The 24,851-nt window shown below is 61.7% G+C and carries 22 protein-coding genes and 1 pseudogene; 19 read left to right on the top strand and 4 right to left on the bottom strand.

Features of this window, described 5'->3' with window-relative positions; all coding sequences use genetic code 11:
- Positions 1-19: 19 nt before the first annotated feature.
- Both ACQZ6J_RS16910 and ACQZ6J_RS16915 read right to left on the bottom strand, forming a co-directional pair.
- Complete coding sequence (locus ACQZ6J_RS16910) at positions 20-577, bottom strand: cytochrome b (RefSeq protein ID WP_163985595.1); 558 nt, start codon at positions 575-577, stop codon at positions 20-22.
- A 239-nt stretch (positions 578-816) separates the two neighbouring features.
- A pseudogene (locus ACQZ6J_RS16915) lies at positions 817-1,050 on the bottom strand (helix-turn-helix transcriptional regulator); the annotation flags it as partial.
- A gap of 136 nt (positions 1,051-1,186) precedes the next feature.
- Between ACQZ6J_RS16915 and ACQZ6J_RS16920 the strand changes: the two are divergent.
- The 7 genes from ACQZ6J_RS16920 (at position 1,187) to ACQZ6J_RS16950 (ending at position 8,304) form a co-directional block, all read left to right on the top strand.
- Positions 1,187-4,108 carry a monovalent cation/H+ antiporter subunit A gene (locus ACQZ6J_RS16920; protein ID WP_449084966.1) on the top strand — a complete coding sequence of 974 codons (2,922 nt, stop codon included), beginning with the start codon at positions 1,187-1,189 and terminating at the stop codon, positions 4,106-4,108.
- Complete coding sequence (locus tag ACQZ6J_RS16925) at positions 4,108-4,446, top strand: Na+/H+ antiporter subunit C (RefSeq protein ID WP_069610048.1); 339 nt, start codon at positions 4,108-4,110, stop codon at positions 4,444-4,446. Before ACQZ6J_RS16920 ends, ACQZ6J_RS16925 begins: the two co-directional genes overlap by 1 nt.
- Positions 4,443-6,074 carry a monovalent cation/H+ antiporter subunit D gene (locus ACQZ6J_RS16930; RefSeq protein WP_163985592.1) on the top strand — a complete coding sequence of 544 codons (1,632 nt, stop codon included), beginning with the start codon at positions 4,443-4,445 and terminating at the stop codon, positions 6,072-6,074. The genes ACQZ6J_RS16925 and ACQZ6J_RS16930 overlap by 4 nt, the downstream gene beginning before the upstream one ends.
- Positions 6,074-6,550, top strand: a complete 477-nt coding sequence (locus ACQZ6J_RS16935) for a Na+/H+ antiporter subunit E (RefSeq protein ID WP_163985591.1) — start codon at positions 6,074-6,076, stop codon at positions 6,548-6,550. The genes ACQZ6J_RS16930 and ACQZ6J_RS16935 overlap by 1 nt, the downstream gene beginning before the upstream one ends.
- A complete protein-coding gene (locus ACQZ6J_RS16940) occupies positions 6,547-6,828 on the top strand; it encodes a K+/H+ antiporter subunit F (RefSeq protein ID WP_449084918.1) in 282 nt (93 codons plus the stop codon). Before ACQZ6J_RS16935 ends, ACQZ6J_RS16940 begins: the two co-directional genes overlap by 4 nt.
- Positions 6,825-7,208 (top strand): monovalent cation/H(+) antiporter subunit G, encoded by a 384-nt coding sequence (mnhG, locus tag ACQZ6J_RS16945; protein WP_449084919.1) that lies wholly within the window; start codon positions 6,825-6,827, stop codon positions 7,206-7,208. Before ACQZ6J_RS16940 ends, mnhG begins: the two co-directional genes overlap by 4 nt.
- 151 nt (positions 7,209-7,359) lie before the next feature.
- Positions 7,360-8,304 carry an isoaspartyl peptidase/L-asparaginase family protein gene (locus tag ACQZ6J_RS16950; RefSeq protein ID WP_449084920.1) on the top strand — a complete coding sequence of 315 codons (945 nt, stop codon included), beginning with the start codon at positions 7,360-7,362 and terminating at the stop codon, positions 8,302-8,304.
- Between the two features lie 56 nt (positions 8,305-8,360).
- Here the strand turns inward: ACQZ6J_RS16950 and ACQZ6J_RS16955 are convergent, their stop codons facing one another.
- On the bottom strand, positions 8,361-8,933 hold the full coding sequence (locus ACQZ6J_RS16955; protein ID WP_449084921.1) for a GNAT family N-acetyltransferase: 573 nt from the start codon (positions 8,931-8,933) through the stop codon (positions 8,361-8,363).
- A gap of 670 nt (positions 8,934-9,603) precedes the next feature.
- Here ACQZ6J_RS16955 and msrB point away from each other — a divergent pair.
- The gene (msrB, locus tag ACQZ6J_RS16960) at positions 9,604-10,092 is read left to right on the top strand and encodes a peptide-methionine (R)-S-oxide reductase MsrB (RefSeq protein ID WP_163985586.1); all 489 of its coding nucleotides are present in this window, start codon (positions 9,604-9,606) and stop codon (positions 10,090-10,092) included.
- 18 nt (positions 10,093-10,110) lie between these two features.
- Complete coding sequence (locus ACQZ6J_RS16965) at positions 10,111-11,964, top strand: cytochrome c biogenesis protein DipZ (protein ID WP_449084922.1); 1,854 nt, start codon at positions 10,111-10,113, stop codon at positions 11,962-11,964.
- A 40-nt stretch (positions 11,965-12,004) separates the two neighbouring features.
- Here ACQZ6J_RS16965 and ACQZ6J_RS16970 read toward each other — a convergent pair whose 3' ends face one another.
- The gene (locus ACQZ6J_RS16970) at positions 12,005-12,553 is read right to left on the bottom strand and encodes a cupin domain-containing protein (RefSeq protein ID WP_149635462.1); all 549 of its coding nucleotides are present in this window, start codon (positions 12,551-12,553) and stop codon (positions 12,005-12,007) included.
- A gap of 143 nt (positions 12,554-12,696) precedes the next feature.
- Between ACQZ6J_RS16970 and aptA the strand changes: the two genes are divergently transcribed.
- The 10 genes from aptA (at position 12,697) to ACQZ6J_RS17020 (ending at position 24,848) form a co-directional block, all read left to right on the top strand.
- Complete coding sequence (gene aptA, locus ACQZ6J_RS16975; protein ID WP_449084923.1) at positions 12,697-14,031, top strand: omega-aminotransferase AptA; 1,335 nt, start codon at positions 12,697-12,699, stop codon at positions 14,029-14,031.
- Positions 14,032-14,469: 438 nt separating this feature from the next.
- A complete protein-coding gene (locus ACQZ6J_RS16980) occupies positions 14,470-15,615 on the top strand; it encodes an ABC transporter ATP-binding protein (RefSeq protein ID WP_163985582.1) in 1,146 nt (381 codons plus the stop codon).
- A 20-nt stretch (positions 15,616-15,635) separates the two neighbouring features.
- On the top strand, positions 15,636-16,868 hold the full coding sequence (locus tag ACQZ6J_RS16985) for an ABC transporter substrate-binding protein (RefSeq protein WP_449084924.1): 1,233 nt from the start codon (positions 15,636-15,638) through the stop codon (positions 16,866-16,868).
- Positions 16,869-16,893: 25 nt separating this feature from the next.
- Positions 16,894-17,838 (top strand): carbohydrate ABC transporter permease, encoded by a 945-nt coding sequence (locus tag ACQZ6J_RS16990; RefSeq protein ID WP_449084967.1) that lies wholly within the window; start codon positions 16,894-16,896, stop codon positions 17,836-17,838.
- Positions 17,831-18,643, top strand: a complete 813-nt coding sequence (locus tag ACQZ6J_RS16995) for a carbohydrate ABC transporter permease (RefSeq protein ID WP_449084925.1) — start codon at positions 17,831-17,833, stop codon at positions 18,641-18,643. Before ACQZ6J_RS16990 ends, ACQZ6J_RS16995 begins: the two co-directional genes overlap by 8 nt.
- Before the next feature lie 2 nt (positions 18,644-18,645).
- Positions 18,646-20,349 (top strand): amylo-alpha-1,6-glucosidase, encoded by a 1,704-nt coding sequence (locus tag ACQZ6J_RS17000; protein ID WP_449084926.1) that lies wholly within the window; start codon positions 18,646-18,648, stop codon positions 20,347-20,349.
- Positions 20,350-20,362: 13 nt separating this feature from the next.
- Positions 20,363-21,397: a substrate-binding domain-containing protein gene (locus ACQZ6J_RS17005; protein ID WP_449084927.1), complete on the top strand. Its 1,035-nt coding sequence runs from the start codon at positions 20,363-20,365 to the stop codon at positions 21,395-21,397.
- A gap of 281 nt (positions 21,398-21,678) precedes the next feature.
- Complete coding sequence (locus ACQZ6J_RS17010) at positions 21,679-22,425, top strand: transporter substrate-binding domain-containing protein (RefSeq protein ID WP_163985576.1); 747 nt, start codon at positions 21,679-21,681, stop codon at positions 22,423-22,425.
- Between the two features lie 67 nt (positions 22,426-22,492).
- The gene (locus ACQZ6J_RS17015) at positions 22,493-24,148 is read left to right on the top strand and encodes an amino acid ABC transporter permease (RefSeq protein WP_449084928.1); all 1,656 of its coding nucleotides are present in this window, start codon (positions 22,493-22,495) and stop codon (positions 24,146-24,148) included.
- On the top strand, positions 24,129-24,848 hold the full coding sequence (locus ACQZ6J_RS17020; RefSeq protein WP_449084929.1) for an SDR family oxidoreductase: 720 nt from the start codon (positions 24,129-24,131) through the stop codon (positions 24,846-24,848). Before ACQZ6J_RS17015 ends, ACQZ6J_RS17020 begins: the two co-directional genes overlap by 20 nt.
- Positions 24,849-24,851: the final 3 nt, after the last annotated feature.

Genomic DNA, 24,851 nt, shown 5'->3' on the forward strand with positions numbered 1-24,851 from the left:
TCTGCGATACAAATGCCTGCTACAGCATGCGCTGCAGCACCTCGTCCTTGCGGAAAAAATGGTGCCAGAGGGCCGCCAGGATATGAAGGCTGACGACGGCGTACAGGCAATAGGCGCCATATTCATGAATTTCGGCGGCTGTTCTCTCCAGCCCTTTGTCGAGCGGCAGCAGATTGGGCCATTGGAAGAGGCCGAACCACGGCAGATCGTGACCGCCGGCGGCGGAGGTGGTGTAGCCGGCAAGCGGCATCAGGAGCATCAGGGCGTAGAGCAGGATATGCGCGCCGCGGGCGGCATAGTGGTTGAAGACGTCAAGCGGCCGCCGATAGGCGGGCTCGCCAAGCGAGAGCCTGAGCGGCAGGCGGATTGCGATGAGGACGAGCGCCGTCATGCCGAGCGATTTATGCACGTCGAGGAGGGCTCGGCGCAAGGGGACGCCCGGCGTGAGGTACGAACAATAGAGGCCGATGACGAGCGCCGAGATGATGACGATGGCCATGAGCCAATGCAGGATCCGTTGCGATGGCCGGTATCGGGTCGTCGATACGGTTGCCGAGGCTTCGGTGGTGGTGGACATATGTTTCTCCGGTCGTCTGGGGGATGCGGCGCGGAGGTTTGATCGGCTGGAATATGGCTGATTTGAGGGCTCGTCCGTTCACCTTCTCGCGAGCGGTGGAGCATCCGCCGCCGGTGAGCCGGCAGCCATATTCGATGCTACTGTCCCGTTTTCGAAGAGGCCGTATGCCCTCGCTCGGCGGAAGAGGAGATGATCTCGCAGCTTTCGGTATGCTTCGGCGCAGGGGCCGCAACGGGAAGAGCCTTGGTGCAGATGCCGATCTCATGTCCGTCGATACGGAAGAAGGCGATGCCTCCCGTCTCGAGCGCCTGCCGAAGCTGGGCTTCCGTGGCCCGATGCAGGCTGTGGCGATTGCCCTCATAGTCGCGGATCGTGCTGCGCGATACGCCCGAGCGGTCGGCAAGGTCCATCTGCGTCCAATCAAGGAAGCCGCGGGCTGCTCGGCAGAGCGCTGGTGTCAAAATCATCGCCATTTCACCTTGACGCCGGGTTCAAAGCTGCCCATATTGGGCAATATCTATCATATAGGACATAATTCGACGGTTTTCTAGGGGGTGCCATTATGGCAGTCTGACCGGAGCCGGCCAAGCGAAGGAACGACGTTTTGGGATAACCAGCGGGCCTGTTTTCATTCTGGCACTTTTGGCTCTGCCGTTTATCGGAAGTCTTCTTTCCGTATGCCTGTTGCGCACACAGTCTCGGCGCGGTCCGGCCTGGATCGCCGGGACGACCACATTTCTGGCGCTGCTGATTTCAGCGAGCTTCTATCCCGCCGTCAAGGACGGTGGCGTCGTCCGTTATAGCATAGAGTGGCTGCCGCAGCTCGGGCTCGATTTCAGTCTCCGGCTGGATGGCTTCGCCTGGCTGTTTTCGCTCGTCATTACCGCCATAGGCTTTCTCGTCATCGTCTATGCCCGCTACTATATGTCGGAAGAAGATCCGGTTCCCCGTTTCTTTTCCTTCCTGCTTGCCTTCATGGGAGCGATGCTCGGCATCGTGTTGTCGGGCAATGTCATCCTGCTCTCGATATTCTGGGAGCTGACGAGCATCTTTTCCTTCCTGCTGATCAGCTATTGGCACAACACCGCCGCCGCGCGCGATGGTGCCCGCATGGCGCTGACGATCACGGGGATCGGTGGATTCTGCCTGCTGATCGGATTAATCCTGCTCGGCCATATCGTCGGCAGCTACGATCTGGACAAGATCCTGGCCTCGGGAGACGTCATCCGCAACCACCCGCTCTACCTGCCTGCGCTGATCCTCATCCTGCTGGGAGCGCTGACGAAGAGTGCGCAATTCCCCTTCCATTTCTGGCTTCCGAACGCCATGGCGGCGCCGACGCCCGTCTCGGCCTATCTGCATTCCGCGACGCTGGTGAAGGCCGGGGTCTTCCTGCTTGCGCGCTTCTGGCCGGTTCTCGCCGGCACGGACGAGTGGTTCTATATCGTTGGCGCCGCCGGCATCATCACGCTGCTGCTGGGCGCCTACTTCGCGATGTTCCAGCAGGACCTGAAGGGCCTGCTCGCCTATTCGACGATCAGCCATCTCGGTCTCATCACCACCTTGCTCAGCCTCGGAAGCCCGCTCGCCACGGTCGCCGCCATCTTCCATATGCTGAACCACGCGACCTTCAAGGCGTCGCTGTTCATGGCGGCCGGCATCATCGATCACGAGACGGGCACCCGCGACATGCGCCGTTTGAGCGGGCTCTTCCGCTACATGCCGTTCACCGGGGCGCTTGCGATCGTCGCGAGCGCGGCCATGGCCGGCGTTCCGTTGCTCAACGGCTTCCTGTCGAAGGAAATGTTCTTTGCCGAGGCCATAGAGACCCACGCCGATTCCGTTCTCGACCGCATGCTCCCCTACGTGGCGACGCTGGCGAGCGCATTCAGCGTCGCCTATTCCCTGCGCTTCATCCAGACGGTCTTCTTTGGGCCGCCGCCGACCGATTTGCCGATCGCCAAGCCGCATGAGCCGCCGCGCTGGATGCGCTTCCCGATCGAGCTCCTGGTCGTCGTCTGCCTCGTCGTCGGCATCGCCCCGGCCCTGTCGGTCGCGCCCTTCCTGCATGCAGCCGTCGTCAGCGTCCTGCACGCCGATACGCCGCAATACAGCCTCTCGCTTTGGCACGGCTTCAATCTGCCGCTGGTCATGAGCATCATCGCATTGGTCGGCGGAACCGTTTTCTACTTTGCTTTCAAGGATTATCTGGGTCGATGCGAGGACGGGCCACCCATTTTCCGCCGGCTGAAGGGGCAGCGCATCTTCGAGCGGGTGCTGGTGGAAGTCTCCTGGCACTGGGCCCGAATCGCTGAAAAGCGAATCGGCACGCGCAAGCTGCAGCCGCAGCTTCGCTGGGTTGTCGTCACCGGCTTTGCGGCAGGGCTGCTTCCCCTCTATCTCTCCGGCTTCGAGGCGACGCATTTTGCGCTTTCGGGGGCCGACCCCGTCTTCGCGGCGATCTGGGCGATCGGCATCTGCCTGGCGATCGGCACCGCCTTCTTTGCCAAATACCACCGGCTCGCCGCCCTGGTGATGCTCGGCGGCGTCGGGCTCATCGTCTGCATGACGTTCATCTGGCTTTCCGCGCCCGATCTCGCCATCACGCAGCTTCTCGTGGAGATCGTCACGACGGTTCTCATTCTGCTGGGGTTGCGCTGGTTGCCGAAGCGGAATGAGGGGATCGACGATACGGTCAACCTGCGCGCTCGTTTCCGCCGCTTCCGCGATCTTGCGCTGGCCGTCATCTGCGGCATCGGCATGATGTTTATCTCCTACGCCGTCATGACCATGCCGGTGCCGGACGCCATCGCGAACTATTTCCTCGAAAACGCCTATTCGAAGGGTGGCGGCCGCAACGTCGTCAACGTGATCCTGGTCGATTTCCGCGGCTTCGATACTCTGGGCGAAATCGCGGTCCTCGGCGTCGTCGCATTGACTGTCTATGCGCTGCTGCGCCGTTTCCGTCCGGCGCCGGACAGCATGGAGATGCCGGAGCAGCAGCGGATCCAGAACCGCTTCGACGAGGAGCGGCCGGAGCGGTCCGCCGGCGATACTGTGCGCGATTATCTGCTGGTGCCTTCCGTCATCATGCAATGGATGTTCCCGTTCGTGATTGCCCTGTCGGTCTATATCTTCATGCGCGGGCATGATGCCCCCGGCGGTGGCTTCTCGGCCGGCTTGACGCTTTCGATCGGCTTCCTGCTGCAATATCTGGCCGGCGGTACGCGCTGGGCGGAGGATCGCATCCGCATCCTGCCGCTGCGATGGATGGGAGCCGGGCTTCTGGTGGCGACGGCAACGGGTATCGGGGCGTGGTTCTTCGGCTATCCGTTCCTGACGTCGCATTTCCAGTATCTGGACGTCCCGTTGATCGGCAAGGTACCGGCCGCCAGCGCTCTGCTTTTCGATCTCGGCGTCTTTATGCTTGTGGTCGGCTCCACGGTTCTGATCCTTGTGGCCCTCGCGCACCAGTCGATCCGCATCAACCGTCTGCGCGCGCTCGATGCGGACAAGGCAAAGGGGGATTGATGGAACTCATCTTGTCCATTGCGATCGGTGTGATGACGGCCTGTGGTGTCTGGCTGATCTTGCGTCCGCGCACCTATCAGGTCATCATCGGGCTGTCGCTTCTGTCCTATGCGGTCAATCTCTTCATATTCGGAGTGGGTGGCGTGAAGACAAACGTGCCGCCGCTGCTTGGCGACGGCACCGCGACGCGTGCGCTTGCAGATCCGGTGCCGCAGGCCCTGGTGCTGACGGCGATCGTCATCGGCTTCGCGACAACGGCCCTGTTCCTCGTCGTCCTGCTGGCCTCGCGCGGCCTGACCGGCACGGACCATGTGGATGGAAGGAGCGACCGGAAATGACGGGCTGGTCGCATCACCTCATCATCGCGCCGATCCTCGTTCCGCTGATTGCGGCCGCGCTGCTTCTGTTCATCGACGAGCGCTCGCGCACGCTGAAGGCGCTCGTGAGTCTGGCCGCCACGCTCCTGCTGGTGGTTATCGCGCTCGCGCTCTTCCGCACGGAAGGCGGATCGGCCGGTCAGGAGCGCGCCTATCTGCTTGGAAACTGGAGCGCCCCCTTCGGCATCGTGCTCGTGCTCGACGGGCTTTCGGCGCTCATGCTGCTGCTGACGTCCATCGTCGCCGTCGCCGCGCTGATTTTCTCGCTGGCGCGCTGGCACGCGGTCGGGGCGCATTTTCACACCATGTTCCAGCTGCTGCTGATGGGCGTCAACGGCGCGTTCCTGACCGGCGATCTCTTTAACCTCTTCGTCTTCTTCGAGGTCATGCTGGCGGCGTCCTACGGCCTGCTCCTGCACGGCTCCGGGCCGCTCAGGGTCAAGGCGGGCATGCACTACATTGCCGTCAACCTCGCGGCGGCGCTGCTCTTTCTCATCGGCGTCAGCCTGATCTATGGTACGACGGGAACGCTGAACATGGCGGATCTCGCAGTCCGTATTCCGGAAATGTCCGCCGATCGCCGTATGCTCATGCAGGCGGGCGCCGGCGTGCTCGGCATTGCTTTCCTCATCAAGGCCGGCATGTGGCCGCTCTGCTTCTGGCTGCCGACGGCCTATAGCGCGGCGTCGGCGCCGGTCGCGGGCATATTCGCCATTCTGAGCAAGCTCGGCATCTATGTCATTCTGCGGCTGACGATGCTCCTGTTCAGCACCGGGCCTTCCGCAGGATTCGGCGCGCCCGTGCTTCTTTATGGCGGCATGGCGACGCTGATTTTCGGAACCGTCGGCGTGCTGGCGTCGCAGGCGCTCGGCCGGCTGGCCGGCTTTGCGGTGCTCGTCTCGTCCGGCACCCTGCTCACGGTGATCGGCATCAACGACGGCTCGATTTCAGCCGGTGCCTTGATGTATCTCGTCAGCTCGACCCTGACGATTAGCGCCTTCTTCATGCTGATCGAGCTCGTGGAGCGCGGACAGGATGCCGGCGCCAGCGTTCTCGCCGTCACCATGGAGGCGTATGGCGATGCAGAGGAGAAGGAGCCGGCGGAAGGCGAGGGCGTCACCATGCCCGGCACCATGGCCATGCTCGGTATCTGCTTTGCCGCCTGCGGCATCCTGCTTGCCGGCCTGCCGCCGCTTTCGGGTTTCGTCGCCAAGTTTGCCATGCTTTCAGCCATGATGGGAACCGGCGCGATCGGTATTCCTCCGAGCGCTGCCGTCTGGACGCTGATCCTGCTCGTCATCCTCTCCGGCATCGCAGCCCTGATCTCCATGACGCGCGCCGGCATACGCACATTCTGGAGTTCGCTCGAGGGCACGGTTCCGCGCGTGCTCGTCATCGAGATATTTCCGGTCATGGGCCTGCTCGCATTGACGCTGGCACTGACCATCTGGGCTGGCCCCGTCATGCGGTACATGGACGCGACCATTCGCACCCTTAGCGATCCGAGCGTCTATGTGGATGCGGTTCGCAACGCTGTTGTCGCGCCGGCTACCGCCGCGGTCGAGGCAAGCAAAGCGGGAGGCCTGTGATGTTGCCTTATCCGCTTCTGGCGCTGAGCTTGATCCTGATGTGGTTGCTGCTGAACGGCTTCACGCTTGGCCAGTTGATCCTCGGCATTGTCGTTGCAGTCTTTGCCTCCTGGGGCATGGCGTCGCTGCGGCCCAGAAAGCCTCGGCTGCGGAAATGGTATCTGCTGCCCAAGCTGTTCTTCCGGGTCGTCTTCGACGTCCTGAAATCCAATTTGCAGGTGGCATGGATCATCCTGAGGGGTCGGTCGCGCACCGCCACGCCGGGCTTCGTGGTCCTTGAGTTGAGGGTCAGGGATCAGATTTCGCTCGCGCTGCTCGCCATCATCCTGACCAGCACCCCAGGCTCCGCATGGCTGGAATATGATTCCAACGACAATACCGTGCTGCTGCACGTCCTCGACCTCGAGAACGAGGCGGCATGGCGCGATACGGTCGCCAATCGCTATGAAAGCTTGCTGATGGAGATATTCGCATGAGCGCCACCATCATCCAGATGTCCGTTGCAATCGCGCAGATGATGATCGTGGCCGCGATGGCGATTGCTTCCATTCGCATGTTTCGTGGACCGCGCGCGCAGGATCGCATCATCGCGCTCGACACACTCTACGTCAACGCCATGCTGCTCCTGCTGACCTTTGGCATCGGCACCGGGCGCGTCGTCTATTTCGAGGCGGCGCTCGTGATCGGCATGCTCGGCTTTGTCGCGACCGTTGCGCTGGCGAAATTCCTGATGCGCGGGGAGGTGATCGAGTGAGCACGCCCTTTGAAAGCATGCCTTTATGGGCGGCAATCCCCGTCGGTGGGCTTCTCATCGTCGGCGCCTTCTTTACCCTGGTCGGCGCCATCGGCTTTTTGCGGCTTGGAACGTTCTACGAGCGTATCCACGCGCCCACATTGGGCACCAGCGGCGGCATCGGTGCGATCATGATCGCGTCGATGATCTTCTTCTCGGCCTCGACGCAATCGCTCGTCATCCATGAACTGCTGATCGGGGTGTTCGTGACGGTGACGACGCCGGTCACCTTCATGCTGCTCGCCCGTGCGGCGCTCCATCGCGATCGTGTTGAGCAGAACGGCAATGTTCCGCCCAAACAGTCGCCCGAAGAAACGCCGCCCGGAAGCCATTCGTCATAGGCGCCTGATCCTTTCTTTCATGTGTGGCCGATGCTGTCTGGCGACGGGCGGTGCGTAAGAGTAAGGATGCAAGCCTGGTCAGACCGATCGGTCCTCATTCAGGGGCGGTCATCGGCAAGAGCGATATGACGACACAGGAGCGGAGCAGGAAATGACGAAGATCGCGCTGGCTATTCATGGTGGCTGCGGCGTCATGCCGGAGGACAGCATGACTCCAGAGGAATGGGAAGGGGCTCGCCGCGATCTGGCCGCCGCCCTGCGTGCGGGCTATGCGCGGCTGCGGGCCGGCGACAGCGCGGTCGATGCCGTCGAGGCTGCGGTCGTGGTCTTGGAGGACAGTCCGCATTTCAATGCCGGGCATGGTGCCGCATTGAACGAAAACGGCCTGCACGAACTGGATGCCTCGATCATGAGCGGGGCAACATTGGAGGCCGGCGCCATCAGCGCATCGCGTGCGATCCGTAATCCGGTCAAGGCGGCGCGCGCGTTGATGGAGGACGGCCGTGCCGTTTACATGACCGGGTCTGCGGCCGATCGCTTTGCCGAGGCCAAGGGCCTGTGGATCGAGCCGCAATCCTATTTTACCACGCCGAAGCGGGTCGAGGCGCTGGAGGCGATGAAACGCCATGCCGCCGCCGGCACCGACGGGACGGAAAACGAAAAGCACGGCACGGTCGGGGCGGTCGCGCTCGATGCCGCAGGCCACCTGGCGGCTGCGACCTCGACGGGGGGATACACCAACAAGCCGGAAGGGCGTGTGGGCGACAGCCCGATCATCGGCGCGGGCACCTATGCGCGCGACGGCGTCTGCGCCGTGTCGGGCACGGGTCAGGGCGAGTTCTTCATTCGTTATGTCCTGGGGCATGAGGTGGCGTCTCGCGTGGCCTATCTGAAGCAGGATATCGCGACCGCAACGGAAGGGCTTGTAATGCGAGACCTCGCGCTTCACCAGATCGGTGCCGGGCTGGTGGCTATCGATGCTCAAGGCGTGGCTGTCGCGCCCTACAATACGCCGGGGATGTTTCGCGGCTGGGTGACGCCCGAAGGCAGAGCCTTCGTCGCGACCCACGAGCAGGTCTTCGAAATCGATCTGTGATGGAAGCCTTCGTGTGAGGCCATCGGCCGGCTCTCGCTTCGGCAAGAAGCAGGCTCTCAATCTCCCGTGTCGGCCTTGAGGCCGATATTTCGTGCTTCCTTTTCAAGCACATAGCAGCGCTGAACGATGGACTCGCGGCGGGAGTGCGAGAAAAGCTCCCTGCTGCCGACCTGCTCGAAGCCCAGTTTCGTCAGCACGCGACCCGAGGCGGCGTTGTCGGAAGCATGACCGGATTCGAGCCTCGACAGGCCGGCGTCCTGGAAAACGAAGCCGATCAGCGCTTGCGCCGCTTCGAATGCATAGGCCTTGCCCCAGGCCGATCTCTCCAGCCAGTAGCCCAGGCTACCCAAACGGCCGTCGATACCATCGACGTCGACGATACCGATCATTCTTCCGGCTTGCTCGATCGCGAAACGATAGGCCGTGCCGTCGGCCCATTCACGCTCATGGCTGGAAAACCAGTCCCCTATGGCGCGCTTGTCCGGCGGATAAGTGGCGTTGCCCAGCATGCGCGTCACGTTCCAATCGCGCTGGATTTCGAACGCCCGGCCCGCGTCGGTCGCAGAGGTGGGCCGCAGGCAGAGGCGCGCCGTCCCGATGGAAACACGAGGGAGCGATTGCCTGGTCATCTGGAACGCCTCGCCGATGGTGTGTTGCGCATGCGATCCCCGCACCAATACCTGGTTTTGCTCTTTCTGCGTGTGGCGGCCATGGATACTACTGTTCGTCGGAATTATAGCAACATCGAAGGAATGCGTTCGCGAGCCTTTTCCGATTGCACATCAAGCGTTCGATCCGGCGGCATATTCTTTAGCGCCAGCCAATATATTGCCGCAATGGGCGCGCAAAAGCGCCGCCTCTTGCGGGCCTAGCCGGCAGGAACATCGGGACCGGCCGTGAGAGCGTTCCGTTTACGAGGGGCGAACCCCCTTTCGCGGTCCGGTCCTTTCTTCCCTGCCGATGCCTTTGGCGTCTTCGTTCGGCGAACCGGATCCGGTGATTGCGACGCGGCATCTCCTCGCCTTCTGACGTGGGCTTCAACTGTCTGCCCAGAACGGCGATACGCGTCTGACCCGCTCTCTTTGAAGGCTTGTCTCCACCGCTGATGTTAGTGAGCAGTTTGTCTGCTATAAAGGCTATGGGCCATCCGGATCACGTTTTGGTGTTCTCACCAGCATGTGTGTAACAAAATGGCCGTCTCTTCCGTAATCCATAGTGACGCGACATGCCGCTGCCCGGACTATGGCAGCTCGAATGTCCTTTGAGCCGGCGGCTTATCCGCTGAAGGAGAACGGTGCGATGCTGAATAGACGACGAGTGCTTCTAGCAACGGTTCTTGGTGCCATCGGTTTGAGACTGGGCTATGGTTCCGCCGCAGCCAAAACGCCCGCGAATTTTCCCGTCTCCCATACGGACGAGGAATGGCAGAAGATATTGACATCAGACCAGTATGCCGTCCTGAGGGAAGAGGGAACCGAACGGCCCTTCACCAGCGCGTTGTTGAACGAGCATGGCAAGGGTAACTTCGCCTGCGCCGGCTGCGATCAGGATGCCTTCTCCTCGGCCACGAAGTTCGACAGCGGCACGGGCTGGCCAAGTTTCTGGGCGCCGCTCGACGGGGCGGTGGCAACGTCGCGCGACGCGTCTTTCGGTATGGTGCGCAACGAGGTGCATTGCAGCCGCTGCGGCGGCCATCTCGGCCATGTTTTCGATGACGGGCCGAAACCGACCGGACTTCGCTACTGCATGAATGGCGTTGCCATGAAATTTCATCCGGCTACTGCCTGAACGATCAGAGACCGACCGATGCTTTTGTTTATTCTCGCTTATCTTGGCGGTGTTCTGACGATCGTCAGCCCGTGCATCCTGCCTGTCTTGCCATTCGTCTTCGCGCGGGCTGGTCAACCCTTCCTGCGCAGCACACTGCCGATGCTGATCGGCATGGCGGCGACCTTTGCCGCCGTTACGACGCTTGCAGCCTTCGGCGGCGGCTGGGCGGTGACGGCCAACGAATATGGACGCTATGCGGCCATGGCGCTGCTTGCGCTTTTCGGCATCATTCTGCTGTTTCCGTCGCTTTCGGATCGCTTGACGCGCCCGCTCGTGTCGCTTGGCGCGCGGCTGTCGCAATCGGCCGATCGTTCGAGCCGGAGCGGAGGGTCCGCGGTTGCGGCATCGTTGCTGCTGGGCGTGGCGACCGGTCTGCTCTGGGCGCCCTGCGCCGGGCCGGTTCTCGGCCTTATTCTGACCGGGGCGGCGCTGCAGGGAGCAAGCGTCGGCACGACGCTGTTGCTGCTTGCCTATGCGCTCGGCGCGGCCACATCGCTTGCGCTTGCACTTCTGATCGGCGGCCGCGTTTACCAGGCGATGAAGCAATCGCTCGGCATCGGCGAGTGGCTGCGCCGTGGCGTCGGCGTTGCCGTGCTGGTCGCGGTCGTTGCGATCGCAATGGGGCTGGATACAGGCTTCTTGACACAGGCCTCCCTCGCAAGCACAGCATCGCTCGAGCAGAATCTGGTCGACCGCCTCCGTGCCCAGGATCCGAACAAGCCGTCATCGGTCGTCATGAAGAATGACGGCGGTGCGATGATGAGCGCCACCAACGAGATGATGATGAGCGCAAAGCCGGATGGAGCCGCCGGCGGCGGTTCGATGGCAATGGCGATGACACAGAAGCCTGCCGCCGCGCAGCTGCCGGTCGAAGGTCCCGTTCCCTCGCTCGACGGTGCCGTGCAATGGCTGAATTCGCCGCCGCTGACCGCGGCCGGGTTGAAGGGAAAGGTCGTTCTGGTCGACTTCTGGACCTATTCCTGCATCAATTGCCTGCGTGCCATTCCCTATGTCGAAGCCTGGGCGCAGAAGTACAAGGATCAGGGCCTTGTCGTCATCGGCGTGCACGCACCCGAATTCGCCTTTGAAAAGAACGTCGACAATGTGAAGAAGGCCATTGCCGATCTCGGTATCACCTATCCCGTCGCGATCGACAACAACTACGCGATCTGGCGTGCCTTCGATAACGAATATTGGCCCGCCCACTATTTCATCGACGCACAGGGGCAGGTGCGCCACCACCATTTCGGCGAAGGCGACTACGATCAGTCCGAGAGGGTGATCCAGCAGCTGCTTGCCGAAGCCGGCAAGGCAAATGTCTCTAGCGATATCGTCGCGGTAAAGGCAACGGGCGCCGAGGCCGCAGCCTCGGACGAAGCGGATGTCCAGTCGCCGGAAACCTATGTCGGCTACCTGCGTTCGCAGAACTTTGTCGATGATGCTGGCACGGTGAACGATGCTGCCCATGATTATGTCGCGGCAACTCCGAAACTCAACGAGTGGGGTCTTGCCGGCAACTGGACGGTTGGCGGACAGGAGGCCACCTCAAACAGCACCGATAGTCGCCTGTATTACCATTTCCATGCCCGCGACCTGCATCTCGTGCTTGGACCGGCGGCGGACGGAAAGCCTGTCCGGTTCCAGATCACCATCGACGGCAAGCCGCCGGCGGACAGCCATGGCGTCGATACGGATGCGGACGGCAACGGCGTTGTAACAGGGCAGAGGCTTTACCAGCTCGTTCGGACAAGTGGCCCGGTCTCCGACCATACGTTCGAGATCAAGTTCCTCGATCCCGGCGCCCAGGCCTACGCGTTCACGTTCGGCTGACCGAGGCCGTCTACTCCTGAAAAGGCCGCCCGGCGAGAAATCAGAAGCTGGGCGGCGTGCAGGCGCTGATGACTTCGCAGGGCACCGGCCCGACACAGCGGAAGCGGTGCGGGCGGCGGCTTTCGAAGTAATAGGCGTCGCCTGGCCCGAGAATGCGCCGTTCGTCATCGACGGTGACTTCGAGGCGGCCGGACAGGACGATGCCGCCTTCCTCTCCTTCATGTACCAGCGGCACCTTGCCGGTATCCGCCCCCGGCTGATAGCATTCCTTCAGGATCTGAAGGCTGCGGCCGAAGAGATTTTCACCGATCTGGCGATAGGAAATCGGTCCTTTGCCGATCTCGACCAGTTCCTCGGCCGCATAGAAGGCCTTCTTCGGCGCTTCCGGCTCGAAGGCGAAGAATTCGGCAAGCCCGATCGGGATGCCGTCGAGGATGCGCTTCAGCGCGCCCACGGACGGATTGGCCGAATTGGATTCGATCAGCGAGATTGTCGAATTGGTCACGCCGGCGCGCTTGGCAAGCTCGCGCTGGGAAAGGTTGCGCGCCAGGCGGAGATGACGCAGGCGATTGCCGATATCGACGGACATCACGGCCTCGGGTTTCAGATGTTCGAAATATCGAAAACATCCCATGCCGGAAAAGCAAAATCAATGCCTTAAGTGGATCAAGAAAAGGACTTGTTCGGAACAGGAAAATCGCTGATGTCAGGGATAGCGCAATGGAGGCGACAATGGACAAGATCACGCACCCCAATACCCCTGTTCTCGACAATTTCTGGATGCCGTTCACTGCCAATAGGCAGTTCAAGGCAGCGCCTCGGCTGCTCGCCGCCGCCGATGGCATGTATTACACCGATGTCGACGGCAACAAGGTGCTCGACGGTACGGCCGGGCTCTGGTGTGTCAACGCCGGCCATGGGCGCAAGAAGATCGCGCAGGCCGTCGAGCGCCAGCTTTCCACCATGGACTTTGCTCCGACCTTCCAGATGGGCCACCCCATCGCCTTCGATTTTGCCGCCAAGCTTGCCGCGCATGCGCCGGGCGGCCCCGAAGCGGGACTTGACCGTGTGTTCTTCACCGGTTCGGGGTCCGAATCGGTCGACACCGCTCTCAAGATCGCCATCGCCTATCAGCGCGCCATCGGGCAGGGCACGCGCACCCGTATCATCGGCCGGGAAAAGGGCTATCACGGCGTCGGTTTCGGCGGCATTTCCGTCGGCGGCCTCGTCAATAACCGCCGCGTCTTCCCGCAGATTCCCGCCGATCACATGCGCCATACTCTCGACATCGAGCGCAACGCCTTCAGCAAGGGGCTGCCTGCGCATGGTATCGAACTTGCCGAGGATCTGGAGCGGCTGGTCGCTCTGCACGGCGCTGAGACGATCGCCGCCGTCATCGTCGAGCCGATGTCCGGTTCCGCCGGCGTCGTCCTGCCGCCGAAGGGTTATCTGGACCGGCTGAGGGCCATTGCCGACAAATACGGCATCCTGTTGATCTTCGACGAAGTGATCACCGGCTTCGGCCGCCTGGGCACGCCGTTCGCGACGGAATATTTCGGTATCGTTCCCGATCTCGTCACCACCGCGAAGGGTATCACCAACGGTACGATACCGATGGGTGCGGTCTTTGCCAGCCGCAAGGTCTACGACGGCCTGATGACCGGCCCGGAAAACCAGATCGAGCTTTTCCACGGCTATACGTATTCGGGACATCCGGTCGCCTGCGCTGCCGGCCTCGCGACGATGGAGATCTACGAGGAGGAAGGGCTGTTGACGCGCGCCGCCGAGCTGGCGGACGATTGGGAGAAGGCGCTGCATTCGCTGAAGGGCCTGCCGCATGTGGTCGATATCCGCAATCTCGGCCTCGTCGGAGCCGTCGAGCTGGCACCGCGCGACGGCGCTCCCGGCACGCGCGCCTATGACGTTTTCGTCGACTGCTTCCAGAAGGGGCTGCTGATCCGCGTGACGGGTGACATCATCGCACTGTCGCCGCCGCTCATCATCGAACGCGAGCAGATCGAAACGATCGTCTCGATGCTGGCCGATGCGCTGAAGCGGGCGGCCTGATAATTTGCAGGTCTGGCCGGCGCTGATGGCGCCGGCCAGACGTCCTTCCATGGATCTTTCCGCGCCCGATCTGCGGGTGGTCCGTTGCCATCCGAAGTTCGGCCTCGTCCAGAAGCAGATGCGCTTTCCCCATAGCCATAAGCCGAACCACACGTATGGCCATCTAGCGTCCCGATGCATTTGAACGCAGTGGCCATACGATGTCGTGAGCTTTTTCCGACATCGAAGCCTTCTCGGAATCCTCCCCTGCACATGACGGAAGATTCGCCGCGAGCGAGAAATTCGCGGCCGGATAAATCTTCATTGAGACGGCTTGTCCTAGCCGTCATCCACATCCTGACATAAAGCGCATCAAAGGCCCTTTACAAAGAAATTAAACGTTTTTATTTTGATATAAACGTTTAACAAGATGCTTGCATCGCCGACAGGGAGGAACCGTTGGCACCCATTCGTATCGATAATCTCCGCAAGGGCTTTGGTTCGCTGGAAGTGCTCAAGGGCATCGACCTCGACATTGCGGATGGAGAATTCGTCTGTTTCCTGGGTCCTTCGGGCTGCGGCAAGAGTACGTTGCTTCGCTCGATCGCCGGTCTGGAAAAGCTGGATGGTGGCGTCATCCGTCTTGGCGAGCGTGACATCACCCACGAACCGTCGGCCAGGCGCGACATTGCCATGGTTTTCCAGAATTATGCGCTCTATCCGCATATGAACGTCCGCAGGAACCTGTCCTTCGGATTGGCGCTCAACGGGATGAAGCGCGGCGAGATCGACCGCCGCGTGGAGAATGTCGCCGATATCCTGCGCATCAAGGAGCTGCTCGGCCGCAAGCCGCGCCAGCTGTCCGGCGGCCAGCGGCAGCGTGTTGCCATCGGCCGCGCCATCGTGCGCGAACCGAAGCTCTTTCTGCTCGACGAGCCGCTTTCCAATCTCGATGCCGGCCTTCGCGTGACGATGCGCGTCGAATTGGCCGCGCTGCACGCCCGTCTCGGCACGACCATGATCTATGTGACGCACGATCAGGTCGAGGCGATGACGTTGTCCGATCGTGTCGTGGTCCTCGACAAGGGCAAGGTCAGCCAGTTCGGCACGCCGCTGGAGCTGTTCTACCAGCCTGCCAATCTTTTCGTGGCCGGCTTCATCGGTTCGCCGCGCATGAACTTCATCGAGGTGGCCGGAGCGTCGGGCCAGGGTTCGGGCATCACTCTTTCGGGCGGCGGCCTGATGCGACCCGTGACCTTCGAAACCGACCCGCCGACAATCCGCCCGAACGGCAAGTTCACCCTCGGCATCCGGCCGGACAAGATGGAAATCGTCTCCGCCGGCGAGGGAGAGATTGCCGGAACTGTCCGTCTCGTCGAGCGGCTCGGCACGGAAAGCCATGTGCATATCCATCTCGACGACGGCCGCGACATGACGGCGGTGGTTCGTGGCACGCATCCGGTCGCCAACGGCGAAACGGTCCATCTGCGGCTGCCGCCGCAGCATTGCTACCTGTTCGACGCTGAGGGGAGCGCGGTGCGCCGCCGCCTCGATGCCGAGACGCAGGCTCTTATCCATCATGAAAAGGGGAAGCGGGTCGCCTGATCCGGAACGGGAGTAGAGGAATGAAGAAGAGTGCGAAGATCTTTGTCAATTCACTGATCGCCTTGACGCTTGCCGGAGCCACGGCGGCGCGGGCGGATCAGGTTTTGCGGTTTGCCACCTGGGACTCAGGCGAAAGCCTTGCGATCGAGCAGAAGATCGCCAGCAAATTCGAAGAGACGCATCCGGGCGTGAAGGTGCAGGTGGAGCCCTATGCCGACGGCTTCGACCAGAAGCTGGTGGCAGCCTTCGGCGCCGGCAATCCGCCCGACGTCATGTATATGTGGAACTTTCCGCAGTATTACACCTCGCTGATGCCGCTCGACGATCTGATTGCGCGCGATGCCGCCGAGATCAAGCCCGACGATTTCCCCAAGGGGTTGATGAACACGACGCGCGTCGACGGCAAGATCTACGGCATGCCGGCGGGCTTCACGACGCAGGTCGTGTTCTACAACAAGGACATGTTCAAGGCCGCCAACGTCGAGGAGCCGAAGGATGGCTGGACCTGGAGCGACCTGCGCACCAAGGCGGCAAAGTTCCGCGACAAGGACAAGAAGATCTACGGCTTTGCCGTCGATGCCAAGCCGGACCCTTATGATTTCGAGCAGTTCCTCTGGTCGAACGGCACCAAATACATCTCCGACGACGGCAAGACGATCGACGGCTACATGAACAGCGATGCGGCTGCCGAAGTGCTCGACATGTTCGCCGACGTGGCGAAGAAGGAAGAGGCCGTCACGCTCAATGTCGGCGACGACACCACCGGCCTGACACTCTTCAAGGACGGCAAGATTGCCATGTTCCAGAGCGCCATGTGGTCGAAGGCCGGCATCGATGCGGCTGGCTTCAGCTATGGCGTGGCGCCGCTGCCGAAGTTCGGCGACAAGACCGCCCATTCGGCGCTCGGTGTTTCGGCGATTTCGATCGCCAAGGACGCCGCCCATCCCGACCTTGCCTGGGAATTCGTAAAATTCTTCTCCTCGCCGGAAGCCGTCGCCATGCGCACCAACGACCTTCCCGTGCGCTCCAGCGTCGCCGAGGCGAAGGGCATGACGAAGGACCCGGTCTACAAGCCGTTCTTCGACATTCTCGCAACCTCCGACAAGGAGACGCATGCCTTCCTCAAGAACCCGAACTGGGGGAAGATTCAGGACAATCTCGCCCGCGCCATCGAAGCGACGATGATCGACCAGGGCAACGCCAAGCAACATCTGGATGATGCCGTGAAGCGTTCGCAACGGTTCTTGAAGTAGGCGCGGGAGCGGGGAGATGAACATGATGCATCCAGACGGCGTAAGGCCGCTAACGCAGAAACGGCAATCGGCTCTTATGAGCCATCTGCCGGCCTATCTCTTCATCTCCCCATGGATTTTTGGGTTCCTGTTTTTTACTCTCGGTCCGCTGCTGTTTTCACTGACCATGAGCTTCTATGATTGGCCGGTGGTCGGCGCGCGCACCTTCATCGGCCTCAAGAACTATCGCACCATGCTCTTCGACGACCCCCAGTTCTGGGACAGTCTCTGGATCACGGTGAAGTTCGCCGCGATCTATGTGCCGTTCAACATCGTCATGTCGTTCCTGATCGCTCTATTGCTGCATCACGCTACAGTCTGGAGCGGGTTCTTCCGTACCGCCTTTTATCTGCCAAGCGTTATTTCCGGCGTTGCCCTGGTAACGATCTGGAGCTGGATCTACAGCCGGCAATACGGCCTTTTGAACTTCATGCTGTCATTGGTCGGCATCGATGGGCCGAACTGGCTCGGCGATCCGGGCCTGGCAATCATCGCGATCCTTATCGCCAGCCTCTGGGGTTTCGGCGGCACGATGCTGATCCTGCTGACCGGCCTCAAGGCGATCCCCAAGGAACTGTACGAGGCGGCGACCGTTTCCGGCATTCCGGGCTGGGCGCAGATGCTGTTCATCACCCTGCCGATGCTGGGGCCGATGCTGCTTTTCACCTTCATCACCTCGATCATCGCCGCCTTCCAGCAATTGACGATCGCGCTGCTGCTGACCAAGGGCGGCCCATTGGGCTCCACCTATTTCTTCGCCATGTACATCTACGACAATGCCTTCAAATATTTCGATATGGGCTATGCGGCTGCGGGCTCGTGGGTGATGTTCATCATCGTGCTCGCTCTCAGCCTGCTCGTCATGCGCTGGTCGGCGGCATGGGTCTATTACGAGGGCCAGGTTCGTGAAAAGGGAGGCGATCATGCGTAAGACGCTGCTCTATTCCGCCCTCATCCTGCTTTCCGCTCTCTTCATCGCGCCCTTCTATTGGACCTTCATGACGGCCATCAAGAGCCAGGCCGATCTCTACCGGTTTCCGCCGGTCTTCTGGCCCTCGGAATGGCACTGGGAAAACTTTGCCGCCGCCTGGAGCAAGCAGCCTTTCGGCACCTATTTCCAGAATTCGCTCATTGTCGTCGTGTTTTCGACCATCGGCCAGCTCATGTCCAGCTCGCTGGTTGCCTATGGCTTTGCGCGTTTCAAGTTTCCCGGCCGGGATCCGCTCTTCATCCTGCTTCTCGCCACCATGATGATCCCTTGGGACGTCAAGATGATCCCGCTCTATATGGAATTCAATCTGCTCGGCTGGATCAACACGCTGAAGCCGCTGATCGTTCCGGCCTATTTCGCCGATGCCTTCTTCGTTTTCCTGCTGCGCCAGTACATCATGACGATGCCGATCGAGATCGACGAAGCGGCGCGCATGGATGGTGCCAATTCCTTCGATATCTACTGGCGCATTCACCTGCCGCTGATGATGCCGGCGCTCGTCCTGGTCGGTACGTTTCACTTCATGAATGCCTGGAACGACTATCTCGGGCCGCTGATTTTCCTCAACGATCAATCCAAGTACACGCTGACGCTCGGTCTCTCGATGTTCAAGGGGCTGCATGAGGTGGATGTGACGTCGATCGCGGCGATTACCGTGGTGCTCTGCCTGCCGCCGCTCGCGCTCTTCTTCCTGGCGCAGCGTTACATCATGGACGGCGCCGTGGGCTCGTCGGTCAAGGGGTAGCCATGCTCTTCGATATCGCTCATATCCCCTTCAGCCGGCGGGGGCGTTTCCTTACCCTGTCGATGATGTCCGTGCCCGGAGCCGCCGGTGAGCAGGCGCTTTATCTGCGCTTCGTGGCGGGCGGCGACGAGCGACCGTCTCTCGGGCGGCTGTGTCGCGTGGACTTTCTCGATATGTCGGGCAATCCGGCGAAGCCGGCTTTCGAACTTGCGCCTGAGCGATTGATCGTGCGCGGCAATCACGGCGCGGCCGAATTCGTCATAGGCGAAGGGGAGCGGCTGCATATCCGCGGCGCGGGCGGCGGCGTGCGCTTTCACCTCGAAGGGTCGCGCTACGACTACCTCTATCGCACGCCGCAGGGCGAGCCGTGTCTGGTCGCTGCCGCCGAGAACGTGAAGTTCATCCCGCGCGCCGATCTCGGCTCGCTCGCCGTCACCGGCTCCTGGCAGCGGGATCATTCGGAGAAAGTCAGTTTCACCTTCTCCGGAGAGGGTGCCTTCGAAGGCAATATCGACTTTTTCCGTGCCGTACCGCCGCGCGAGCTGCCCGGTTCGTTCGATCAGGCTCTGGCCGGGGCGCGCACGGAATTTGCCGCGTGGCATGAGGCTATGCCGCACGGCCTTTCGGATCAGGCGGAAGCGCATCGCCTCGCAAGCTATCTTCTGTGGGCCAATACCGTCCCCGCAGGCGGCGCACTGACCCGACCGGCGATCTACATGTCCAAGAACCACATGATCAACGTCTGGAGCTGGGACAACGCTTTCTCGGCTTTCGGCGTCGCCGGGGTCGACAAGGATCTGGCCTTTGACCAGTTCGCCGTCATCTTCGATCATCAGGACGCCTCGGGGCTGCTGCCGGATTACCTCAACGATCGCGACGTGCTCTTTGCCTTCACGAAACCGCCGGTGCATGGCTGGGCCGTCTCACTGATCGAGGCAATGCAGCCGGGTTTCCTGACGGCGGAGCGCAAGGCCTATCTCAGGACCGCGATCGGCCGCCAGGTCGACTATTGGCTGACCCATGCCCGCACCGGCAACGATGCGCTTCCGTGCTACTTTCACGGCAATGACAGCGGCTGGGACAATTCCACCTTCTTTGCCGAAGGCGGCCCGGTCGTCACGCCGGATCTGCCCGTTTTCCTCATCCTTGCCTGCGATGCGCTTGCTGCCCTTCTGGACGACGATCGGCTGCGCGCCGAGGAGTGGAAGCAGAAGGCGGATCGGCTGCAGGCGATGCTTTTCCGGGATCTCTGGACCGGCGAGACGTTTCGCGCACGCCTGATGCAAGACCCTGGCCGCGCACTGCCCGACCAGAACCTGATCCAGTTCATGCCGTTGCTCCTCGGCGAGAGATTGCCGCGCGATATGGCGCGAAAACTGGTGACGCGGCTCGCCGATGGCGGATACGTCACGCAATGGGGGCCGGCAACCGAAAGCGTGAAGAGCCCCTTCTATGAGGATGATGGCTATTGGCGCGGCCCGATCTGGGCGCCGACCACGCTGCTGCTCTGGGATGGCTTGCGCAAACAAGGAGAAATGGAAATGGCGCGAACAATCGCGGAAAAGTTCTGTTCTCTTGCTTCCAAAAGCGGTATGGCCGAAAACTTCGACGCTCGGTCGGGGAGGGGATTGCGCGACCGGGCTTTTGCCTGGACATCCGCCGTCTATATTCTCTTGGCCGCCTCCCTCAGCACGAAACAGCCGTAGCGAGCCGAACTGCATGCAGAGACCGACGATCAAGACTATCGCGCAGGAAACGGGCCTTTCGATCGCAACCATATCGAAAGCTCTCAAGAATTCGCCGCAGGTCCGTCCGGAAACCCGCGCGATCGTCGTCGCCGCTGCCGAGCGCGTCGGCTACGAGCTGAACATGCACGGCGTACAGCTGCGCACCGGCAAGACCTATCAGGTGGCCGCCATCATGACCGCGCCGGGGCCGAAACAGCAGGAATGGGAAGGCGTCGAATATGCCCAGCTCTTGAGCGGCATCTCCTGGGCGCTCGAGGAAAGTCCTTACCGCGTCTCCCTCTATGCCGTCCGCAATTTCGAGGAGAGCCTCGCGACCATCCGGCAGATCGTCTCGCTCAAGAAGGCCGATGGCATCATCGTCTCCGGTACGCGCGCCGACGACCCCCGCGTCCGCATCATGCAGGATGCCGATTTCCCGTTCGTCACCTATGGCACGACGATCCATAATGATCCGCACGCCTATGTCGATGCCGACAATGAGCAGATGATCCGTCGTTCGGTCGCACGCCTTGTCGAGCGCGGCCACCGGCGCATCGCGCTCATCAATCCGATGGCGGATCTGAGCTACGCGATTACCCGTCTCGATGCCTATCGCGGTGCTCTGGATATCGCAGGCTTGCCGTTCGACCCGGCCCTTGTCGTTCACGACCGGCTGACGCCTGCTTTCGGTCGCGAGAGCGTCCTGACGATGTCCCGGCTGGCCGATCCGCCCACGGCCTATATCTGCGCCAACGAAGCCTCGGCGCTCGGGGCCTTTTCCGGTTTCCACGAGCGCGGTCTGGTGCATGGACGCGATGCGGTGATCAATGCGACCGACGATCTCAATGTCAGTCAATATTTCGCGCCGCCGATCACCACCTATTTCCTGCCGATCAACGAGCCGAGCGAGCTGCTGGGGAGCTATATTCTTCGCCGTATGGAGGGCGAGCCTCCTGAGGCTCTTCAGGCGCTCATCATGCCCAAGCTGATCGAGCGTTCGGACGATCGAGTCGGCCCGAAGCGCTGAGCAGGCCCGCCTTTCCTGCATTCGAGCGGAAATTATCCGAGACGTCTTTTCCGTTTCGGAGCCGGTTTCCCTTGCTCTTCGATGTCGCACGCTCTCCTGCTGGAAATTGTGAGTATCGGCAATAAAAACGTTTATATTTTGTATTGAAAACGTTTATATTCCTTGTTAGGAAACCAAGGCATGAAGCGAAGATCGGATGGATGGCGTCGAGGGGCTGGGTCTTCTGAGGAGTTTTGTCGCGTGCCGCCGCGGTGGCGGTGCCGATGGTTGAGGAGGAAGAAATGAAGAAATTTGTCATGACGCTTGCGTTTGCCATGCTGGCTACAGGCGCTGCCCATGCCGCCGATCTCGGCGGCAAGCTGCTCAAGGTCGGCTCCGACACCACGTCGCCGCCGATGGAGAGCATCGATCCGGCAAGCGGTCAGATCGTCGGCTTCGACGTCGATGTCGTCAACGCCATCTGCGCCAAGATCCATTGCCAGGCCGAGTTCGTGACGACGGGCTGGGATGGCATTTTCGCGGCGCTCGACCAAAGCAGCTTCGATCTGGTGGCTTCGGGCGTGTCGATCACCGACGAGCGCAAGAAAGCGATGGATTTCTCCGATCCGTATATCGTCAACAGCCAGGTCGTACTGACGCGCGCCGAAGACCAGGGCATCACGCTCGAGCAATTCAAGGCGCAGGGCCGCAAGCTCTCGGCGCAGGCCAACACCACGGATGCGCAGGTGGCCGAGGGCCTCGTCGGCAAGGAAAACGTTGCTGCGTACGACACCTTCAGCGCGGCAATCATCGCGCTCAAGAACAAGGATGTCGACGGCGTCGTCATCAACGGCGCGAATGCGGCCGCCTATGAGCGCGAGTTCGCGGGCCAGCTGGTCGCGGCCATCAAGGGTCTTCAGTCCGATCCGATTGGTCTCGTCTTCCGCAAGGGCGACGAGAATGTCGCGGCTTTCAACGAAGGCCTGCAGGAGATCAAGAAGGACGGCACGCTCGATAAGCTCGTCGCCAAGTATTGGGGCCTCAAGTAAGTCTTTTGCCGGGAGCGTATCATCGCGCTCCCGGCATCATCTGTTCGATCTGGCGCTGGAGGCCGGAATGTCATTCATCAAAAGCGTGCGGCCCAGCAACCTCATCATTCTCGCGGCGCTGCCTTTCATCGTCTATCTCTTCGCATCGTCTCCGGACTATCAGCGCTCGCTGCAGGCGATCCTCGGCGTGGAGCCGGGATCTGCGGCCTTCGTGCCCGGCTTCCTGCTGCTGTCCATAGCATTCGCATCCGCCATCGGCGTTCTCGCTCTGTCGAAGATGAAGGTCGCCCGGCCTCGCCTGACGATCGCTGTGGCGCTTCTTGGGCTGGTCGCGACCGCAGCCATCCTTGCGGGCGATATGGTGCATCCCTTCATCGCTTCGGTGGTCGCCAATAGCGTCGATCCGTTCAAGTCCGATCTCGTGATCAAGGGTGTCACGCCGCGCCAGTTGACACCGGAGGCGGATGTCATGGTGCGTCACGTCGAAGCCTGGATCTGGCCGGCCTATGCGCTCTTGCTGGTCGCTGGCCTCGGATTGCTCGCTGCCGGCAATCGTGCCGTGGTGCCGGCCGAAAGCGCCGTGCGCTGCGCAGGCGTCTGGCTGCTTGCCGTCGTCAACGGCGCTGGCCTCGCCTTTGTATTCCTGATTGCCTATATCGCTTTCGCTTCCGGTCTTGCGACGACGATCCGCGCCGCCATCGCGGCCTATCTTCTCGCCGCCGCTCTCGGCCTCGTCTGGGTCGGCTTGCAGAAACTGCATTATACGCGCTCGAGCCTGATGGCCTTCATCATCATGACGGTCTGCCTTGCCGCGCTCTCGGCGTGGTTCCTGCTGCAGCCGCGCGACGACTATGTTCTTGCCGGCACGCTCGGCGGCAAGATCGGCATCGTCACCAACACCCCGTCGGGTCTCATCAGCGCGGTGCGCTTCGGTCAGTACGACGGTGCTCCCAAGACGGAAACGCCGGTCAGGACCTTCGTCACGCCGCAGCAGGCCATCGAGGCAATCGGCAAGAAGCAGGATGTCAGCGGTGCCTTGTTGCCGGCTGCATCCGCTCCCTCCGACTGGCCGATCGTCTGGCGTACGCAGGCGTTGAACGATCGCGATCGGGCCGCGGGCATCACCTTCTCGGTCGTCGCCATCGTGATCGGTCTTCTGACCCTCGGCGGCTTTCTGCATCGCCGCCACCCCTTGTCGATCGGTTCCGAGTTCATCGTCGATACGATCCGCGGCATTCCGATGCTCGTCATCGTCCTCTATGTCGGCCTGCCGCTCAGCGGCGCATTGAAGGACGCGACGCAGGGCGTATTCGATCCTCCGAACCTGATGCGCGGCATCGTCGCGATGGCGCTGGCCTATTCGGCCTACCTTGCGGAGATCTTCCGCTCGGGCATCAATGCCATCCCGGCTGGCCAGATCGAAGCTGCGGCAAGCATCGGGCTCAACCGCTGGCAGACCGCGCGGCTGGTTATCCTGCCGCAGGCATTCCGCATCGTCATTCCGCCGCTCGGCAACGAGCTTATCGCTATCCTGAAGGACACGTCGCTGCTGTCGATCCTGTCGATCCGCGACATCACGCAGCGCATGCGCGAGTTCCAGTCGGCGAGCTTCCTGCCGTTCGCGCCCTATAACTCCGCGGCGGTTCTCTACATCCTGCTGACGCTTGCTGCCGCAAGCTTCGTAAGCCTCGTCGAGAAGAAGTATGACGTCAAGCATCGCTGATCGTTCCGCAGGGCCGCACGCGACCGCCGGCACGGTCCTGGTGACCGGCGCGTCGCGGGGTCTCGGCCATGCGCTCGCCTCGCTCTATGCCCAGGCGGGCTGGCGCGTGCTGGCATGCATGCGCGAGATGCCGCCGGAGCCGAAGGGTTTCATGCAGCGCCATTCTCTCGATGTCGGGGATGCCGCCTCGATCGAGGCGCTTGGCACAACTCTCGAAGGCGAGGCGATCGATATCGTCATCAACAATGCCGCCGTTCGTGGCGACACCGGCGGTCTTGGCTCGCTCGATGCCGATGATTTCATGGAGGTCATGCGGGTCAACGCGCTGGCGCCGCTGCTGATCGCGCGGGCGCTCCGGCCCAATCTCCTCGCGGGCCAACGCAAGCTCTTGGTCAATATCAGCAGCCGCGCCGGTTCGCTCGCGGAAGGCACCGTCGATGATGATGACGGCGATTATGCCTACCGGTGCTCGAAGGCGGCGTTGAACATGGCGACGGTGAAGCTCGCGCAGGATTTTCAGCGCGACGGCATTGCCGTCATCTCGCTGCATCCGGGTTGGATCCGTACCGACATGGGCGGCCCGGATGCCGTCGTCGACATCGCGCAAAGTGCGCATTGCTTGAAGGCCCTGATCAACACGACGACGATGGCCGTCACCGGAAGCTTCCGGGCCTACGACGGCAAGACTGTATCTTGGTAAGGG

This window comes from Rhizobium sp. A37_96 (assembly GCF_053521765.1).

What these genes read in the sequence shown, in the direction of transcription:
- ACQZ6J_RS16910 (WP_163985595.1), bottom strand. Translation starts at nt 577, where the DNA reads ATGTCCACCACCACCGAAGCCTCGGCAACCGTATCGACGACCCGATAC.
- ACQZ6J_RS16925 (WP_069610048.1), top strand. Translation starts at nt 4,108, where the DNA reads ATGGAACTCATCTTGTCCATTGCGATCGGTGTGATGACGGCCTGTGGT.
- ACQZ6J_RS16930 (WP_163985592.1), top strand. Translation starts at nt 4,443, where the DNA reads ATGACGGGCTGGTCGCATCACCTCATCATCGCGCCGATCCTCGTTCCG.
- ACQZ6J_RS16935 (WP_163985591.1), top strand. Translation starts at nt 6,074, where the DNA reads ATGTTGCCTTATCCGCTTCTGGCGCTGAGCTTGATCCTGATGTGGTTG.
- ACQZ6J_RS16940 (WP_449084918.1), top strand. Translation starts at nt 6,547, where the DNA reads ATGAGCGCCACCATCATCCAGATGTCCGTTGCAATCGCGCAGATGATG.
- ACQZ6J_RS16950 (WP_449084920.1), top strand. Translation starts at nt 7,360, where the DNA reads ATGACGAAGATCGCGCTGGCTATTCATGGTGGCTGCGGCGTCATGCCG.
- ACQZ6J_RS16955 (WP_449084921.1), bottom strand. Translation starts at nt 8,933, where the DNA reads ATGACCAGGCAATCGCTCCCTCGTGTTTCCATCGGGACGGCGCGCCTC.
- msrB (WP_163985586.1), top strand. Translation starts at nt 9,604, where the DNA reads ATGCTGAATAGACGACGAGTGCTTCTAGCAACGGTTCTTGGTGCCATC.
- ACQZ6J_RS16965 (WP_449084922.1), top strand. Translation starts at nt 10,111, where the DNA reads ATGCTTTTGTTTATTCTCGCTTATCTTGGCGGTGTTCTGACGATCGTC.
- ACQZ6J_RS16970 (WP_149635462.1), bottom strand. Translation starts at nt 12,553, where the DNA reads ATGTCCGTCGATATCGGCAATCGCCTGCGTCATCTCCGCCTGGCGCGC.
- aptA (WP_449084923.1), top strand. Translation starts at nt 12,697, where the DNA reads ATGGACAAGATCACGCACCCCAATACCCCTGTTCTCGACAATTTCTGG.
- ACQZ6J_RS16985 (WP_449084924.1), top strand. Translation starts at nt 15,636, where the DNA reads ATGAAGAAGAGTGCGAAGATCTTTGTCAATTCACTGATCGCCTTGACG.
- ACQZ6J_RS16990 (WP_449084967.1), top strand. Translation starts at nt 16,894, where the DNA reads ATGCATCCAGACGGCGTAAGGCCGCTAACGCAGAAACGGCAATCGGCT.
- ACQZ6J_RS16995 (WP_449084925.1), top strand. Translation starts at nt 17,831, where the DNA reads ATGCGTAAGACGCTGCTCTATTCCGCCCTCATCCTGCTTTCCGCTCTC.
- ACQZ6J_RS17000 (WP_449084926.1), top strand. Translation starts at nt 18,646, where the DNA reads ATGCTCTTCGATATCGCTCATATCCCCTTCAGCCGGCGGGGGCGTTTC.
- ACQZ6J_RS17005 (WP_449084927.1), top strand. Translation starts at nt 20,363, where the DNA reads ATGCAGAGACCGACGATCAAGACTATCGCGCAGGAAACGGGCCTTTCG.
- ACQZ6J_RS17010 (WP_163985576.1), top strand. Translation starts at nt 21,679, where the DNA reads ATGAAGAAATTTGTCATGACGCTTGCGTTTGCCATGCTGGCTACAGGC.
- ACQZ6J_RS17015 (WP_449084928.1), top strand. Translation starts at nt 22,493, where the DNA reads ATGTCATTCATCAAAAGCGTGCGGCCCAGCAACCTCATCATTCTCGCG.
- ACQZ6J_RS17020 (WP_449084929.1), top strand. Translation starts at nt 24,129, where the DNA reads ATGACGTCAAGCATCGCTGATCGTTCCGCAGGGCCGCACGCGACCGCC.